We start from the raw sequence: 14,428 nt of genomic DNA on the forward strand, positions 1-14,428 counted from the left end.
TTTCTGTTTGAAATGCATTTCTATATTTTCGGCGAACGATCGCCTCCGGTCCGACTGGGCATTGGGATCAAAAAAAACCCTCGGCCTAGTCTTCGCTCCCAACTGGCTCAGCCTCCCCACTGACTAGGCGCAACCGCGCGATCTGCGCCGCCATGAAGGCGAGGGTGGTGGCGGGACCGAGGATCTGGCCGCGGAGGAGTTGGGTCACGGCCAGCAAGAGGACCACCAGGACGACCAGCGTTCGCCAGTTGGGCTCCGCCGCCGGGCGCTGGCGGTGGGGCGTGAAGAGCTGGCCGCTGGGCGTCAGGAGGTTGTGGTCGCCGGCCCAGGCCAGCAGGGCCTCGCCGCTGCTGTCGTGCTTGATCAGGATGCCGGCGGTGCGGGCGTTGGTCTCCACCTCGCGCACCGCCGGCGCGGCGGCCAGCTTGCCGCCCAGCTCCGCGAAGAAGGCGAGGTCGCCGCGCCGCGCCGGCACCTTCAGGCGCAGGCGGCCCCTGGAGCTGTGGGCGACCGAGGCCTCGGGCGGGTGCGGCAGGGTCACCCCTGCCCTCCCGAGGGCTTGCCCTGGGGACCGGGTTCGGAAGCCGTGTCTGGCGCGGTAGCGCCGTTGGCCTGCGGCGCGGCGCGTTCGGCCATGATGTCGTGGCGCGCTTCGGCCACCACGTCCTCGGCGAACTCGCCGAACTCGGCCAGGCCCTCGCGCACCCTCAGGTAGGCCTCCAGGCCCGACCTGGCGGCCTTCTTCGCATAGGGCCGCGCGGCGCGGGCGGCCTGGGGGAAGACGCTGGGCGCCAGGACGGCCAAGCCGATGCCGACACCGACGCCGATGGCGAGCCCCAGGATCGTTGTCTTTCCCAGTTCTCCGGCCATATGGAAGCTGCCTCCTTTCGTCCGTCCCGCTCGCGCCTCGGATTCGAGCGGGAGTCACGCCCCAGGTGAAACCATGCCGCGACCCCGGGACAGCGGGCCTTGATGCAGATCACGCCCCTTGGCCTGGACCGCGGCTAGCGTCGTAAGGAGCATGGTGACCTCCGCGCCTCCACCCAAGCCGCCGCCCACGCCGCCGAACGCCCCCGCGCCGGACCGGGAGCCGGGCCGCGACCCGGACTCCGGGTCCGAAACGGCGCGCGGGAGCGACCCGCTGTTCCTGCCGGACACCCGCGCGGCGGAGCTGCGCCGCTACCGCTGGGTCGCCACGCTGCTGCTGGTGCTGATGGCCTGCGTCTTTCTGAGCACCAAGATGGTCGAGGACCCTAGCTTCTGGATCCTGCTGATCCGGGCCGGCGCCGAGGCGGCGATGGTTGGCGGGCTGGCCGACTGGTTCGCCGTCACGGCGCTGTTCCGCCGGCCGCTGGGCCTGCCGATCCCCCATACGGCGGTGATCCCCGCCAACAAGGACCGGATCGGGGCCGGACTCGGCCTTTTCGTGGAGCGCAACTTCCTGGACCCGGATCTGGTCACGGCGAAGCTGCGCAGCCTCGCGCCGGCGCGGCGTGTCGGAACCTGGCTGTCCGAAGCGGAGCAGGCGGAGAAGCTGGCCGGGCGGCTGGCCGCCTCGGTCCCGGCCCTGGTCGAGTCGCTCAGCGACCGGGAAGTGCGCAGCTTTCTCGCCCGCGCCCTGGACCGCCAGCTCGGCAGCATCGACCTGTCGGCCCTGCTCGGCCGCGGCCTGGACATCCTGAGGGAGTCCGACCGGCATCACGACCTCTTCGACCAGATCGTACGGGCGGCGCGGCAGTATCTGCTCGATCACCAGGGGCGCATCTTCGAGGCGGTCGAGGACCGCTCGCGCTGGTGGGTGCCGCGCGGCATCGACCGGCGCATGGCCAAGGCCCTGATCGGCGGCGTCGCGGAGCTGCTGGAGGAACTGCTGCAGCGCGACCACCCGGTGCGCCGGCAGTTCGAGGCCAGTCTCGACCGCCTGACCCGGGACCTGCGCGAGGACCCCGCCCGGCGCGCCCAGGTGGCGGCGATCCAGGCCGAACTGCTGAGCAACCCGCGCACCCAGGCCTACCTGGGCGAAGTCTGGGGCGAGCTGCGCGCCATCCTGCTGCGCGACGCGGCGGCCGGCCGCGACTCCCTGCTTCTCAAGGCCCTGGCCGGCGCGCTGCAGTCGCTCGGCAAGGGCCTGCTCGCCGACAGCGAGATGCAGGCCCGGCTCGACCGCGGCATCGAGGACGCCACCAAGAGCTGGATCCTGCCCTGGCGTCACGAAATCGGGCATTTCATCGCCGAGGTGGTGAAGTCCTGGGACGGGCGCACCGTCGCCGACCGGGTCGAGACCGCCGTGGGCCGCGACCTTCAATACATCCGCATCAACGGCACGCTGGTCGGCGGGCTCGTGGGGATCGCGATCTTCCTGCTGTCCTGGTACGTGCTGTAGCGCGAAGCGGTTCGTGCCCTATCGGGGGCGCCGGGCCGGGAGGCGCCGCGCCGTCAGCCGAAGGAGGTCTTGAGCTGCTCCACCACCTCGCGCGCGGCGACGTCATCGCGGCCGTAGAGACGGTCCCACCAGTCGGGCGGCAGCACCTCCGGATCGTAGGTGACGGTCAGGCTGCGGGCGAAGAGGTTGCTCTCGACATCGCGGATCCCGTCGATCGCCGAGATGACATCTTCGCCGCGCTCCGCGATCTCCGGCACCGCCGAGAGGATCGAGAAACCGAACTTGAGGCGGATCCGGCCCGGGATATGGCTTGCCACCTCGATGTGCGGACGGGCCTTCAACAGGAGATCGAAGTCTTCGGGGGCAACGCGGCTGGGCACGATAGGGGACCTGATTCGCTGGGGCTGGGGAGCTGCAATCTAACCCCCGCCGCGCCGCCGCGAAAGCCGGTCAGGTGTAGCGCTTGCGGATGAACTGGCTGCCGATGTCCAGGAGGGTGACGGTCAGGATGATGATCAGCATCACCGCCGCCGTCTCGCTGTAATAGAAGCCCCGGATGTACTCCCAGAGCACCTGGCCGATGCCGCCGGCGCCGACCAGCCCCAGCACGGTCGCCGAGCGCACGTTGGACTCGAAGCGGTAGAGCGAATAGCTGATCCAGAGCGGCAGGACCTGGGGGATCACGCCGAAGACGATCTCCTGCACCGGATGGGCGCCGGTCGCCCGGATGCCCTCCACCGGGCGCGGGTCGATGGCCTCCACCGCCTCGGAGAAGAGTTTCGCCAATACACCGGTGGTATGGACGAAAAGCGCCAGAACGCCGGCGAAGGGGCCGAGTCCCACCGCGACCACGAAGAGCATGGCGAAGACCATCTCGTTGATCGCGCGGAAGGCGTCCATGACGCGGCGGACCGGATGGTAGACCCACCAGGGCACCAGGTTCTCGGAGGAGAGGATGCCGAGCGGAACGCCGAAGATCACCGCGAGCAGCGTGCCCCAGATCGCGATCTGGACGGTGATCAGCATCTGATCGAGAAACAGCCGCCAATGGCGGAAGTCCGGCTCGGCGAAGGCGCCGGCGAACTCGGCCATGTTGTCGCCGTACTCGATCAGCGCGTAGGGGTTCATGTCGGAGCCGTTCCAGGCCCACCAGAGCACCGCGACGGCGACACCCCAGATCAGCAGGGTGAGCAGAGACTTCTTGGGGTCGCGCTTGGGCAGCTCGACCTTCATCTCGTCCAGGCGTTGAGCGCCTGTAGTTGCGGTCTGCTGTCCGGCGATGCTCGACATCGCGTCCTCGCGGCTTCGAAAAGGGAGACGGAAAAATGCGGTTTGAAAAGAGACGGCGGCGTCCCTCCTGGACACCGCCGGTTCCTTACGGGTCGTCGCGTTACTCAACCGGCCGCGGTGCGACCACCTGCTCCCACTCACCGAGTTCCCGCAGCCGCGCGTCGATCTCGGCGATCTCCCGCGCCTTGTCGTCGGCGTTCATGGTCTCGTCGTTCTCGAGTTGCACCTTGGTGCGGAACAGCTCGAGCTGACGGATCGGAATGAGCTGGGCGTTCGAGGAGGCCAGGAAGGGACCCCAGCCGTCGGAGAGATTGGCCAGCACCTCACGCTCGCGCTCGACCTTCTCCATGTCGCCGAAGCGGCCGTAGGACATGAAGAAGAAGTAGAGCTGCTGCTTGACCTCTTCCGGCAGGTTGACCCGCCAGACCATCGGATCGGAGGGAATCAGGGGCGAGCGCCAGATCTCCTTGATCTGGGCGGCGGCCTCCGGCTGCGACTTGGCCAGGCGTGCGTAGAGAGACTCGGTGTTGTTGGTAGCCACGTCGACCTGTTCGTTGGCAACGGCCATGGCGTTGGTTTCGTGGTTGGCGTTGCGCACGGTCCGGAAGCACTCGCGCGGGTCCACGTCGTTCAGCGCGAAGACGTAGTAGCTCGGCACCAGGAAGCCGGAGGTGGAGTTCGGATCGCCGATCCCGAAGTCCAGCGTGCCGTCGCAGGCCAGCACGTCGTCCAGGCTGTCGATCGGGCTGTCCACATGGGCCAGCAGCAGCGAGTAGTAGCCCTCGGACCCGTCGTCCTTGATGGTCTGGGCGAAGACCTCGCCGCCGGCCCGGTCGACCGCCTCCATGGCCGACTTGTTGCCGAACCAGGCGACGTCGACCTTGTCGAAGCGCATGGCCTCGATCACGCCCGCATAGTCGCTGGCGAAGAAGGGATTCACCTGGACGCCGAGAGCCTCGGACATGTCCTCCAGGAAGGGAGCGAAACTGGCCTGAAGGGCCTGGGACGATTCCGTCGAGATGATCCCGAAGTTGATTTCCGTCATCTCGTCGGCGGCGGCCGGGCCGGCCGCCACAATCGAAGCCACCGCGGCCGAAGCCATGACTTTACGCAACATGTCGACGCACTCCTCTATCGTCTCTGCTATCCGATCTTTTCGGTTTCCACTGGCCCACCGTCGCGCGGCCTCTCGGGACGCATCCGCGAGAGACCGGGTTACGGCAGGTCCAGCACGCGCACAGCGGCAAAGGTCCTCCTCACGACGCTTTCGCCTCTCGCCGCACGTCCAACAGCTCCCCGGTGGGACCGGCGCCGGCCTCGGCCTCCTCCAGTTCCGCGCCGGGAGCATTCTGATTGCCGAAGGCGCCCGTCAGGATCAGTTCCTCGCGACTGGTCCCGTAGAGGTCCTTCAGGAAGTCGGGGGTCAGGCGCTCGGTCGCGCCGTCGTAGACGACGCGCCCGTCGCGCATGGCGATGGCACGGGTGCAGAAGCGGATCGCGTAGTCGACCTGATGCAGGCTGACCAGCACGGTGATCCCGTCCTCGCGGTTGATGTCGGCCAGCATCTGCATGACCTTGCGCGCCGAGGCGGGGTCGAGACTGGCGATCGGCTCGTCCGCCAGGACGATCCGCGCTTGCTGCACGAGACAGCGCGCGATGGCGGCGCGCTGCTGCTGGCCGCCGGACAGAGTGCCGGCGCGCTGCTCCGCGAAGGCCGCCATCCCCACGCGCTTGAGCGCGCGCATCGCCCGCAGCTTCTCCTCCTTGGTGAAGAGGCCCAGGCTGCCGCGCCAGACTGGAATGCGGCCGAGCACGCCGGTCGCGACGTTGGTCAGCAACGGCAGGCGATTGACCAGATTGAACTGCTGAAAAACCACGCCGATCTGGGCGCGCAGCCTGCGGGCATTCGGGGCGAGACGTCCACCGGACTGCATGGTCCGACCCAGCATCCGCACCTGCCCCTTGGTTGTCCCCGCATCGCCGCGCAACAGGCCGGCCATGTGGCGGATCAAGGTCGACTTGCCAGATCCCGAGGCCCCGATCAGCGCCACCATCTCACCCGGCTGGATGGTCAGGTCCACGGCGTCCAAGGCGCGCAGATTCCCGAAGGTCTTGGTGAGTCTCTCGATTTCGACGGCGGCCATGGTCCCCCCAACCGACCGCGGCCGCCCCTCATCGTGCGGCCGCATGCCACGTCGGGCGCCGCAGCCTGCCGGCCCGGCGCCTCGCTGCGTGACAACCGGGATGACCTTTGCCTGCCTTGGATATCTTCCGAATGACAACGCAGTGATGCTTTGGCCATGGAATCATGACTCTTGCATGACGGAGTCCGGGCTTGCCTGGGGATAGCTCTTCGTCGCCGAAGCCGCGGGCCGGAGGCCAGTTCAGGTGCCGAAAACGACCTGCATACGATCGGAGGCGAAGCGCGTGATGCCGAATTCCACGGGCCGGCCCTCGGCATCGACGTTCAGGCTCTCCGTCACGAGAACCGGCCGGTTGCCGGGCTGCCGCAGCAGACGCGCGTCGGCGGCCTCCGGCAGCCGGGCCGTCACTCGGGTCGTCTTGCGCTCGTAGTCCGCCAGGCCGCACCGAACGAGTGCTTTGGTGATCGACCCTTCCTGGCGATAGAGCTCGATCATATCGGGAAAGCGGGCGGCGGAGAAATAATGGGTCCCGAGCGCCAAGGGCCGGCCATCGAGATCGCGCAGCGTTTCCAGATGCACGACCCTGGCGCCTCGGCGCAGGCCGAGTTCTCGGGCGACGGCCGCGCGGGCCGTCTCGAGTGTTCCCTCGAGCAACCGTCCCCCGGTCTGGCGGTTCTGTGCGGTCACGATCTCGGAGAAACGGGTTCTTCGCCCCACGAGGTAGTCCAGCACGTGTTCCGAGACGAAGGTCCCCCGGCCCTGCTCGACCCGCACCAGACCGCGGTCGGTCAGATGCGCGATCGCGCGGCGCACGGTGTGCCGGTTGACGCCGAAGCGAACGGCAAGCGCCGGCTCCGTCGGCAGGCGGCTGCCTTCGGCAAGCGCGCCCGATTCGATCTCGGCCACCAACGTCGCGGCAATCTGATGCCAGACGGCCACGCCCGCTTCCCGCTCGAGTTCTCCTGCCGTCACCACTCTCTCCAGGCATAGGACCGTCGCCGCCCACTTGGCGATGCGTCCGTCTCCGCAAGCCGGCGTAAGGAAAGAGTCATGCGCACGACCCTTCTCATACCTCGGCAATTGGCATAGGTTTAGATGATATTGATATGGACGACTAGACGAATTTGAAATAGGTCGAGCACAGGCTTGAGACATGACTCGAGATAGCGAAGCGCCCGCCACGAGCGGGAAAGATGCTCGGAGTGAGGTTCGGCCGGCGGCCGATGCCAAGACCCCCGAGCGGCAGCGCTGGTTGGCGACCCTTGCCAAGGCGTCGCGGGAAGACTTGGAGGCCTTGTCTCCGAAGTCGCTGGACGACCTGATCTGGCGCTATCTGCGCCCGCCGGAAATCGGAATGGTCATGCTGCGGGGCCGCAGCGGCGGAGATGGAGCGCCTTTCAATCTCGGCGAAACCAGCGTGACGCGCTGCGCCGTTCAACTGGACCATGCCGGCCGGCAGCTTGTCGGTCATGGCTATGTCCTCGGGCGCGACAAACGTCACGCGCAGCTGATCGCTCTGCTCGACGCCCTGCTCCAGCACCCCGACGACCACGACCGCTTGGCCTCCCGCATCATCGCACCGCTGGCCGCGATGCAGGCGGCCACGCGCAAGCGCCAGGCCGGGAAGGCCGAGGCGACGAAGGTCAACTTCTTCACGCTCGTTCGGGGAGACGGCTGATGACGGACCCAGCGATCCTGCGCCCCGGTTTCGCCGATCCGGTGCAGCACGCACAGCAGAGTTTTCGCCTGATCCTGGAGGCCATGAGCCGCCCTGGCCGGCTGACGGAAATGACCTGTCCGCTCGAGCCGCCGCCGCCGTTCGAACCGGCGACCGCAGCCACGGCACTGACGCTGTTCGATAGCGACACGAAGATCTGGCTCGACGAGACGGCGCGAAGCGACGAGGTCTCGGCCTTCCTGCGCTTCCATTGTGGCTGCCCCCTGACCGATACCCCGGGCGAAGCCGACTTCGCGGTCTGCCTCGAGTGGCCGGAGGACTTCGGTCGCTTCGCGCAGGGCGAGCCGGAGTATCCCGACCGCTCGACCACGGTCGTCGTGCAACTGGACAGCCTCGGCAACGCGGGCGGACTCCTCTTGAGCGGCCCGGGCATCGCCGAGACGGCGCGGCTTGATCTCTCGCCCTGCCCCAGCGATTTCGCGGCACGCTGGTCGGCCAACCGGGCCCGCTTTCCCCTGGGCGTGGACCTGATCCTGACGGCGGACCGGGCCTTCTGCGGTTTGCCGCGCTCTCTCACCGTCGCGGAGGACTGAGCCATGTACGTTGCGGTCAAGGGCGGCGAGAAAGCCATCGACAATGCCCACGCGTGGCTCGCAGAGCTGCGGCGCGGCGATCCCGGCCTGGCGGAACTGAGTCTTGAGCAGATCGGCCAGCAGCTCACCCTGGCGGTCGACCGAGTGATGACGGAGGGCTCGCTCTACGACCGCGAGCTGGCCGCCCTGGCGATCAAGCAAGCGCGCGGCGATCTGATCGAGGCGATCTTCCTGCTGCGCGCCTACCGCACCACCCTGCCCCGTTTCGGCGCCTCGGAACCCTTGGAGACGGGGCGTATGACGCTGAAGCGGCGCATCTCGGCCAGCTTCAAGGACCTGCCGGGCGGTCAGGTGCTGGGCCCGACCTTCGACTACACGCATCGCCTGCTCGACTTCGCCTTGGCCGCCGAAGGCGACCCGCCGGCGGCGGCGCTGGAAGTCGAACCGGAGACCGACGGTCCGGTGCCGCGCGTCACCGATCTGCTCGGACAGGAGGGCTTGATCGAGCGCTCCACGCCTGACGGCGGCGCAACCGCAGCGGAGGACGCGCCCCTGGGCGATATCACACGAGACTCCCTGCGCCTGCCGGCCGACCGGGATCTGCGGCTGCAGATGCTCGCCCGTGGCGACGAGGGCTTCCTGCTCGCTCTCGCCTACTCGACCCAGCGCGGCTACGGCAACAATCACCCCTTCGCCGGCGAGATCCGCTGCGGTCAGGTGACAGTCGCCGTCACGCCCGAGGAACTGGGTTTCGAGATCGAGATCGGCGAGATCGAAATCACCGAATGCCAGATGGTCAATCAGTTCGCCGGCAGCGACGAAGCGCCGCCACAGTTCACACGCGGTTATGGCTTGAGTTTCGGCCAGTCGGAACGCAAGGCCATGTCCATGGCCCTTGTCGACCGCGCCTTGCGCGCCGAGGACTTGGGCGAGGAGGCGAAGGCCCCGGCCAACGACGCCGAGTTCGTGCTCTATCACTGCGACAATGTGCAGGCGACGGGCTTCACCGAACACCTGAAGCTACCTCATTACGTGGACTTCCAGTCGGAGCTGACGCTGCTGCGCCGGCTGCGCGCGGAGTTCTTCGTGCGCCGCGACGCGGTCGAAGCCGCGAAGAAGAAGGAGGCGGCCGAATGACCTTGGATCAGATGGCCGAGGCACGCCCTTCGCGGGATCAGGGTTACACCTACGCTTATCTCGACGAGCAGACCAAGCGGATGATCCGGCGCGCCCTGCTGAAGGCCGTGGCGATCCCCGGCTATCAGGTGCCCTTCGGCAGCCGCGAAATGCCGATGCCCTTCGGCTGGGGGACCGGCGGCGTGCAGGTGACGGCGGCGATCATCGGCCCGAGCGATGTCCTGAAGGTGATCGACCAGGGCGCGGACGACACCACCAACGCCGTGTCGATCCGCAAGTTCTTCGCCGCCACGGCGGAAGTCGCGACCACCACGGCAACGGAGCGCGCCAGCATTATCCAGACCCGCCACCGCGTTCCGGAAACGCCGCTCGGCGAAGGTCAGATCCTGGTTTTGCAGGTGCCCATCCCGGAACCGCTGCGCTGGCTGGAAGCGCGGGAAAGCGAGACCCGGAAGATGCATGCGCTGGAAGAGTACGGCGTGATGCACGTCAGCCTTTACGAAGATCTGGCACGTCACGGGCGGATCGCGAAGACCTACGATTATCCGGTTCTGGTGGAGGGACGCTATCTCATGCGCCCCTCGCCGATTCCCAAGTTCGACAATCCCAAGCTCGACAACTCGCCGGCCCTGATGCTGTTCGGCGCTGGACGGGAAAGGCGGATCTACGCCTTGCCCCCCTATACGAACGTCGAGAGCCTGGCCTTCGAGGATCACCCCTTCGAGGTCGAGACCTGGGACGAGGTCTGTACACTCTGCGGCGCCGGGGACAGTTTCCTGGACGAGGTGATCCTGGACGACGAGGGCGGCAAGATGTTCGTCTGCTCCGACACGGACTACTGCAGCCGCAGACAGGGAGACCAAGGCAAGCCCAACCTGGATACCCTCGGGAGCAAGGCATGAAGGCGGCCGGTCCCCTACTCCAAGTTCGCGGCCTGACCAAGCGCTACGGTGCGCGCATCGGCTGCGCCGATGTCTCCTTCGACCTCTATCCCGGCGAGGTGATCGGCGTGGTCGGCGAGTCCGGCTCCGGCAAGACGACACTGCTCAACTGTCTGTCCGCCCAACTCGAACCGAGCGAAGGATCGGTGGTCTACGACAGCCGCGGCAAGGGCCCGGTCGAGCTCTTCGCGCTCAGCGAGGCCGAACGCCGCCTGCTGCTCCGCACCGAATGGGGCCTGGTGCGCCAGAACCCGCGCGACGGGCTGCGCATGGGTGTCTCGGCCGGCGCCAACGTCGGCGAACGGATGATGGCGGTCGGCGCACGGCACTACGGTCGGATTCGGGACCGGGCCAGCCAGTGGCTGCAGCAATTGGAAATCGATGCCGAGCGAATTGACGACCGCCCGGCCACTTTCTCTGGCGGGATGCAGCAGCGCCTGCAGATCGCCCGCAACCTGGTCACCGAGCCCAGACTGGTCTTCATGGACGAGCCGACCGGCGGTCTCGACGTGTCGGTGCAGGCGCGCCTGCTCGACCTGTTACGCGGACTGGTCGGCGATCTGGGACTGGCTTGCATCCTGGTCACCCACGACCTCGGTGTCGTGCGGCTCCTGTCGCACCGCCTTCTCGTCATGCAGAAGGGCCGCGTGGTCGAGGCGGGTTTGACCGACCAGGTGCTCGACGATCCTCAGCATCCTTACAGCCAGATGCTCGTCTCCTCGATCTTGCCGGTCTGACCCATGAACACGCTGCTCAAAATCGAAAAGCTCGCCAAGAGCTTTACCCTGCACACCCAAGGCGGAGTCCGGATTCAGGCCCTGCTCGATCTTGACCTGAAGGTCGCGGCCGGCGAATGCCTCGCCCTGGTTGGCGGTTCGGGCGCCGGGAAGTCCTCCCTGCTGCGCTGCCTCACCGGCAACTATCTGCCGGACTGCGGCTCCATCCAGGTCCGACGGGAGGACAACTGGGTGGAGTTGGTCGGCGCGAGTCCTCAGACGGTGCTGGAGCTGAGACGCGCCACGATCGGCTATGTCAGCCAGTTCCTGCGGGTCATTCCGAGAGTGCCAGCCCTGGATTTGGTGATCGAGCCGGCGGTCGCCGCCGGGACCGAAGCGGATGAAGCGGAAGTGCGCGCCCGCGATGTCCTGCGCCATTTGAACCTGCCCGAGCGGCTCTGGTCCCTGGCGCCGGCCACCTTTTCCGGCGGAGAGCAGCAACGGGTGAACATCGCCCGCGCCTTCGTGCATCCCTACCCGATCCTGCTGTTGGACGAACCCACGGCCTCTCTGGATGCACGGAATCGCAAAGCAGTCATAGATTTGATAGAGGATGCCCGCCGCAAGGGCGCCGCAATCGTCGGCATCTTTCACGATGCGGAGACCCGCACCGCCCTTGCCACCCGCGAGATCCCGCTCGTCGAAGGAAAGGCCGCTGCATGAAGCACGAGGTGAACTTGACCAACGCGCGCCTGGTTTTACCGGATCGTGTGGTCGAAGGCTCCGTTTCCCTGCGCGACGGCGAGATCGTCTCGGTCGACGAAGGCCATGTCGCACGGGCGCCGGCGATGGACCTGGAGGGCGATTGGCTGCTGCCGGGCCTGATCGAGCTGCATACGGACAACCTGGAGGGCCACGTCAAGCCGCGCCCCAAGGTGGTCTGGCCGATGCTACCGGCCCTGCTGGCCCACGACGCCGAACTGACGGCGGCCGGAATCACGACCGTCTTCGATTCCCTGCGCCTGGGCGACGAGGCCGACGACGACCGTTGCTATACGACGCTGAAGGAAAGCGTGGAAGAAATCCGCGCCGCCGAAGCGGCACGGCTGTTGCGCAGCGATCACCGCATCCACATCCGCCTGGAGATCTGCAAGGCCGGCGTGGTCGACGACTTCGCCGACTTCAAGGACGAGCCGCTGTTGGGCATGTGCTCCCTGATGGACCATACGCCGGGTCAGCGGCAATTCGCCAACCTGGAGTCCTATCGGACCTACTACATGGGCAAGATGGGCTTCGGCGATGCGGAGATGAACGCCTACATCGATGCTCGCCTAGCCGACCACGACCGTTGGGCCGGACCCAACCGGACGGCGCTGGCGGCGATGATCCGCGAGACGGACGTGGCGCTCGCCAGCCATGACGATGCCACCGAGGACCACGTCTCGGAGGCGGCGGCGCTGGGCCTGACGATCAGCGAGTTTCCCACCACCCTGGAAGCCGGCCGGGCCTGCCGCCATCACGGACTGACCACCATCGGCGGGGCACCCAACCTGGTTCGCGGCAAGTCGCACTCGGGTAATGTCGCGGTCAGCGATCTGGCACGCAACGGCCTGCTCGACGCCCTGGCGAGCGACTACGTGCCCGCCAGTCTGCTGCTCGGCGTCTTCCGTCTGCACGACGACCTGGGCTGGGATCTCTCCCGGGCGGCGATGGTCGCAAGCCGCAATCCGGCTCGAATGGTCGGGCTGGAAGACCGCGGCGAGATTGCCGAAGGCCAGCGCGCCGACGTCATCTGGGTGACCCGCAGCCACGACCTGCCCGTGGTGCGCGGCGTCTGGCGCGGCGGCCGGCGCGTCCTCTAGCCCTCGCCCCTTTAGCCGGAGCCGACAGAATGACCGAGCGCTGCGCCCTCTACTTCGCGCCGCCTCCAGACTCGCCGCTGGCGGCTTTCGCGGAGGCCTGGTTCGCGCGGGACGACAATCGGAGTATCACCGAATCGCCGCGCCATTACGGTTTTCACGCAACCCTGAAGCCGCCCTTCCGCTTCGCCGAGGGCCGGAGCCTCGCCGACCTGAAGACCCACCTGCGGGCCTTCGCGACCGAGCAACCGCCTGTCGAAGTCGGCCCCGTCGTCGTGGGCAGTCTTTCCGGATTCCTGGCTCTGGTGCCGGCTGCCGCACCACCGGCTCTGGAGGCACTGGCCGAGGCCTGCGTATCTTCTTTCGACGGCTTCCGGGCGCCACCGAGCGAAGCCGAGCTGGCCAAGCGGCGGGGCAAACCCCTGAGCGCACGGCAGGACGAGTTGCTGCAGCGCTGGGGCTATCCCCACGTCTTCGACCAGTTCCGCTGGCACATGACGCTCACCACGAAACTGCCGGAGGCCGAGCGCAACCGCTGGCATGCGGAGCTGCAGCGTCTCTCCGCCCCGGCTCTGGAGGAACCGCTGGTGATCGAAGCCCTTTCTCTCTTTCATCAGCCGGCGACCGACCGACCCTTCACCGAGATCGACCGGGTACCTTTGATCGGAACTCGCGCGAGCGCGCACGCCGCAATCCTGTCGTAGCGGCCAGCACCTCACCCTGCGCCCGACAGGTTGAGATCGCGACTCCCAACCTCCCTGCTAGATCTGAAACCATCGTAGTCACGCCCTGTTGGACCGTTCCATTGGAGGCCAAGGCATGATCGGCCTGTTCGATTCCGGCCATGGAGGGCTGACCGTTCAGCGCGTCCTCGAGAAGCGCTTCCCTCTCCGCGACTTCGTCTACCTCGGCGATCACCGGCAGGCGCCCTACGGAGCGAAAAGCGCGGAGCACGTGCTTGCGCTCACGCGCCGTGGCGTCGAGCGGCTGTTCGATGAAGGCTGTCGACTGGTCATCATCGCCTGCAACAGTGCCGCCGCCATCGCCCTCAGGCGGCTCCAACAGGATTGGCTTGCGCGCTTCTACCCCGAGCATCGCATCCTGGGTGTCATCGTTCCCGTCGTCGAAGCCGTGACGCAGGTCCCCTGGTCCGTGCAGGAGGCCGACCCGAACCACGCCGGCGAACCGATGACCGTGGGCGTCTTCGGCACCCGGCACACAGTGAAGAGCGACGCCTTCCGGATCGAGATCTCCAAGCGAGCCCCCGCCGTCAGCGTGGTTCAGCAGGCCTGCCCGAAGCTCGCCGGAGCCATCGAGGCCGATGCCAGCGAGTCGGAGCTTTCGGCGCTGGTGGAGCGCTATGCCGCGGCGCTCTCCGAAAGCCTGGGCGAAAGGCGCCTCGACGCCGTCGTGCTGGGTTGCACCCACTATCCGCTGGTCGGGAATCTCTTCGAACGCTCTCTTCCGCGCGGCGTAAAGATGGTCTCCCAGCCCGATCTCGTCACGGAGAGCCTGGCTGCCTATCTGCGGCGTCATCCGGAGTTCGATCGGCCGTCAGCCGAACCGTCGTCGCGTCGCCGCGATTTTCTGACGAGCGGCGATCCGGATCTGGTCGGGCGTATCGCTCAACGCTTTCTCGGCCATCCCGTGGTCTTCCGGGCCGCCTGACCGAGGTCGCGTCGCCACC

17 protein-coding genes are annotated in these 14,428 nt (G+C 67.3%); 10 read left to right on the plus strand and 7 right to left on the minus strand.

Features of this window, described 5'->3' with window-relative positions; genetic code table 11:
- Nucleotides 1-85: 85 nt before the first annotated feature.
- Entirely contained in the window at nucleotides 86-541 is a 456-nt protein-coding gene (locus DBZ32_RS04345; RefSeq protein ID WP_119165861.1) for a hypothetical protein, read from the minus strand.
- A complete protein-coding gene (locus DBZ32_RS04350; protein ID WP_119165862.1) occupies nucleotides 538-870 on the minus strand; it encodes a DUF5132 domain-containing protein in 333 nt (110 codons plus the stop codon). The genes DBZ32_RS04345 and DBZ32_RS04350 overlap by 4 nt, the downstream gene beginning before the upstream one ends.
- A gap of 154 nt (nucleotides 871-1,024) precedes the next feature.
- Between DBZ32_RS04350 and DBZ32_RS04355 the strand changes: the two genes are divergently transcribed.
- On the plus strand, nucleotides 1,025-2,383 hold the full coding sequence (locus DBZ32_RS04355; protein ID WP_208539096.1) for a DUF445 domain-containing protein: 1,359 nt from the start codon (nucleotides 1,025-1,027) through the stop codon (nucleotides 2,381-2,383).
- A gap of 53 nt (nucleotides 2,384-2,436) precedes the next feature.
- Here DBZ32_RS04355 and DBZ32_RS04360 read toward each other — a convergent pair whose 3' ends face one another.
- The 5 genes from DBZ32_RS04360 to phnF form a co-directional block, all read right to left on the minus strand.
- Nucleotides 2,437-2,763: an HMA2 domain-containing protein gene (locus DBZ32_RS04360; protein WP_119165864.1), complete on the minus strand. Its 327-nt coding sequence runs from the start codon at nucleotides 2,761-2,763 to the stop codon at nucleotides 2,437-2,439.
- Between the two features lie 70 nt (nucleotides 2,764-2,833).
- A complete protein-coding gene (gene phnE / locus DBZ32_RS04365; protein WP_235830043.1) occupies nucleotides 2,834-3,673 on the minus strand; it encodes a phosphonate ABC transporter, permease protein PhnE in 840 nt (279 codons plus the stop codon).
- A gap of 100 nt (nucleotides 3,674-3,773) precedes the next feature.
- Nucleotides 3,774-4,790 (minus strand): phosphonate ABC transporter substrate-binding protein, encoded by a 1,017-nt coding sequence (gene phnD / locus DBZ32_RS04370; protein ID WP_119165865.1) that lies wholly within the window; start codon nucleotides 4,788-4,790, stop codon nucleotides 3,774-3,776.
- Between the two features lie 139 nt (nucleotides 4,791-4,929).
- Nucleotides 4,930-5,817 (minus strand): phosphonate ABC transporter ATP-binding protein, encoded by an 888-nt coding sequence (gene phnC / locus DBZ32_RS04375; protein ID WP_119165866.1) that lies wholly within the window; start codon nucleotides 5,815-5,817, stop codon nucleotides 4,930-4,932.
- A 240-nt stretch (nucleotides 5,818-6,057) separates the two neighbouring features.
- Nucleotides 6,058-6,789, minus strand: coding sequence for a phosphonate metabolism transcriptional regulator PhnF (gene phnF / locus DBZ32_RS04380; protein ID WP_235830044.1), 732 nt, complete (start codon nucleotides 6,787-6,789; stop codon nucleotides 6,058-6,060).
- A gap of 181 nt (nucleotides 6,790-6,970) precedes the next feature.
- Here phnF and phnG point away from each other — a divergent pair, with 181 nt between their 5' ends.
- The 9 genes from phnG to DBZ32_RS04425 all read left to right on the plus strand — a co-directional run bounded on the left by phnG (nucleotide 6,971) and on the right by DBZ32_RS04425 (nucleotide 14,409).
- Complete coding sequence (gene phnG, locus DBZ32_RS04385; RefSeq protein ID WP_119165868.1) at nucleotides 6,971-7,495, plus strand: phosphonate C-P lyase system protein PhnG; 525 nt, start codon at nucleotides 6,971-6,973, stop codon at nucleotides 7,493-7,495.
- Nucleotides 7,495-8,088, plus strand: a complete 594-nt coding sequence (gene phnH, locus DBZ32_RS04390) for a phosphonate C-P lyase system protein PhnH (protein ID WP_208539097.1) — start codon at nucleotides 7,495-7,497, stop codon at nucleotides 8,086-8,088. Before phnG ends, phnH begins: the two co-directional genes overlap by 1 nt.
- A gap of 3 nt (nucleotides 8,089-8,091) precedes the next feature.
- Nucleotides 8,092-9,225, plus strand: a complete 1,134-nt coding sequence (locus tag DBZ32_RS04395; protein WP_119165869.1) for a carbon-phosphorus lyase complex subunit PhnI — start codon at nucleotides 8,092-8,094, stop codon at nucleotides 9,223-9,225.
- Nucleotides 9,222-10,127 carry an alpha-D-ribose 1-methylphosphonate 5-phosphate C-P-lyase PhnJ gene (locus DBZ32_RS04400; RefSeq protein WP_119165870.1) on the plus strand — a complete coding sequence of 302 codons (906 nt, stop codon included), beginning with the start codon at nucleotides 9,222-9,224 and terminating at the stop codon, nucleotides 10,125-10,127. Before DBZ32_RS04395 ends, DBZ32_RS04400 begins: the two co-directional genes overlap by 4 nt.
- Nucleotides 10,124-10,903 carry a phosphonate C-P lyase system protein PhnK gene (phnK, locus tag DBZ32_RS04405; RefSeq protein WP_119165871.1) on the plus strand — a complete coding sequence of 260 codons (780 nt, stop codon included), beginning with the start codon at nucleotides 10,124-10,126 and terminating at the stop codon, nucleotides 10,901-10,903. The genes DBZ32_RS04400 and phnK overlap by 4 nt, the downstream gene beginning before the upstream one ends.
- Before the next feature lie 3 nt (nucleotides 10,904-10,906).
- Nucleotides 10,907-11,605 carry a phosphonate C-P lyase system protein PhnL gene (gene phnL, locus DBZ32_RS04410; RefSeq protein ID WP_119165872.1) on the plus strand — a complete coding sequence of 233 codons (699 nt, stop codon included), beginning with the start codon at nucleotides 10,907-10,909 and terminating at the stop codon, nucleotides 11,603-11,605.
- Nucleotides 11,602-12,744, plus strand: coding sequence for an alpha-D-ribose 1-methylphosphonate 5-triphosphate diphosphatase (locus tag DBZ32_RS04415; protein ID WP_119165873.1), 1,143 nt, complete (start codon nucleotides 11,602-11,604; stop codon nucleotides 12,742-12,744). The genes phnL and DBZ32_RS04415 overlap by 4 nt, the downstream gene beginning before the upstream one ends.
- Nucleotides 12,745-12,773: 29 nt before the next feature.
- On the plus strand, nucleotides 12,774-13,445 hold the full coding sequence (locus DBZ32_RS04420) for a DUF1045 domain-containing protein (protein ID WP_119165874.1): 672 nt from the start codon (nucleotides 12,774-12,776) through the stop codon (nucleotides 13,443-13,445).
- 115 nt (nucleotides 13,446-13,560) lie between these two features.
- A complete protein-coding gene (locus tag DBZ32_RS04425; RefSeq protein WP_119165875.1) occupies nucleotides 13,561-14,409 on the plus strand; it encodes a glutamate racemase in 849 nt (282 codons plus the stop codon).
- Nucleotides 14,410-14,428 lie beyond the last annotated feature (19 nt).

This window comes from Algihabitans albus (assembly GCF_003572205.1).
Lineage (GTDB): Bacteria > Pseudomonadota > Alphaproteobacteria > Kiloniellales > DSM-21159 > Algihabitans > Algihabitans albus.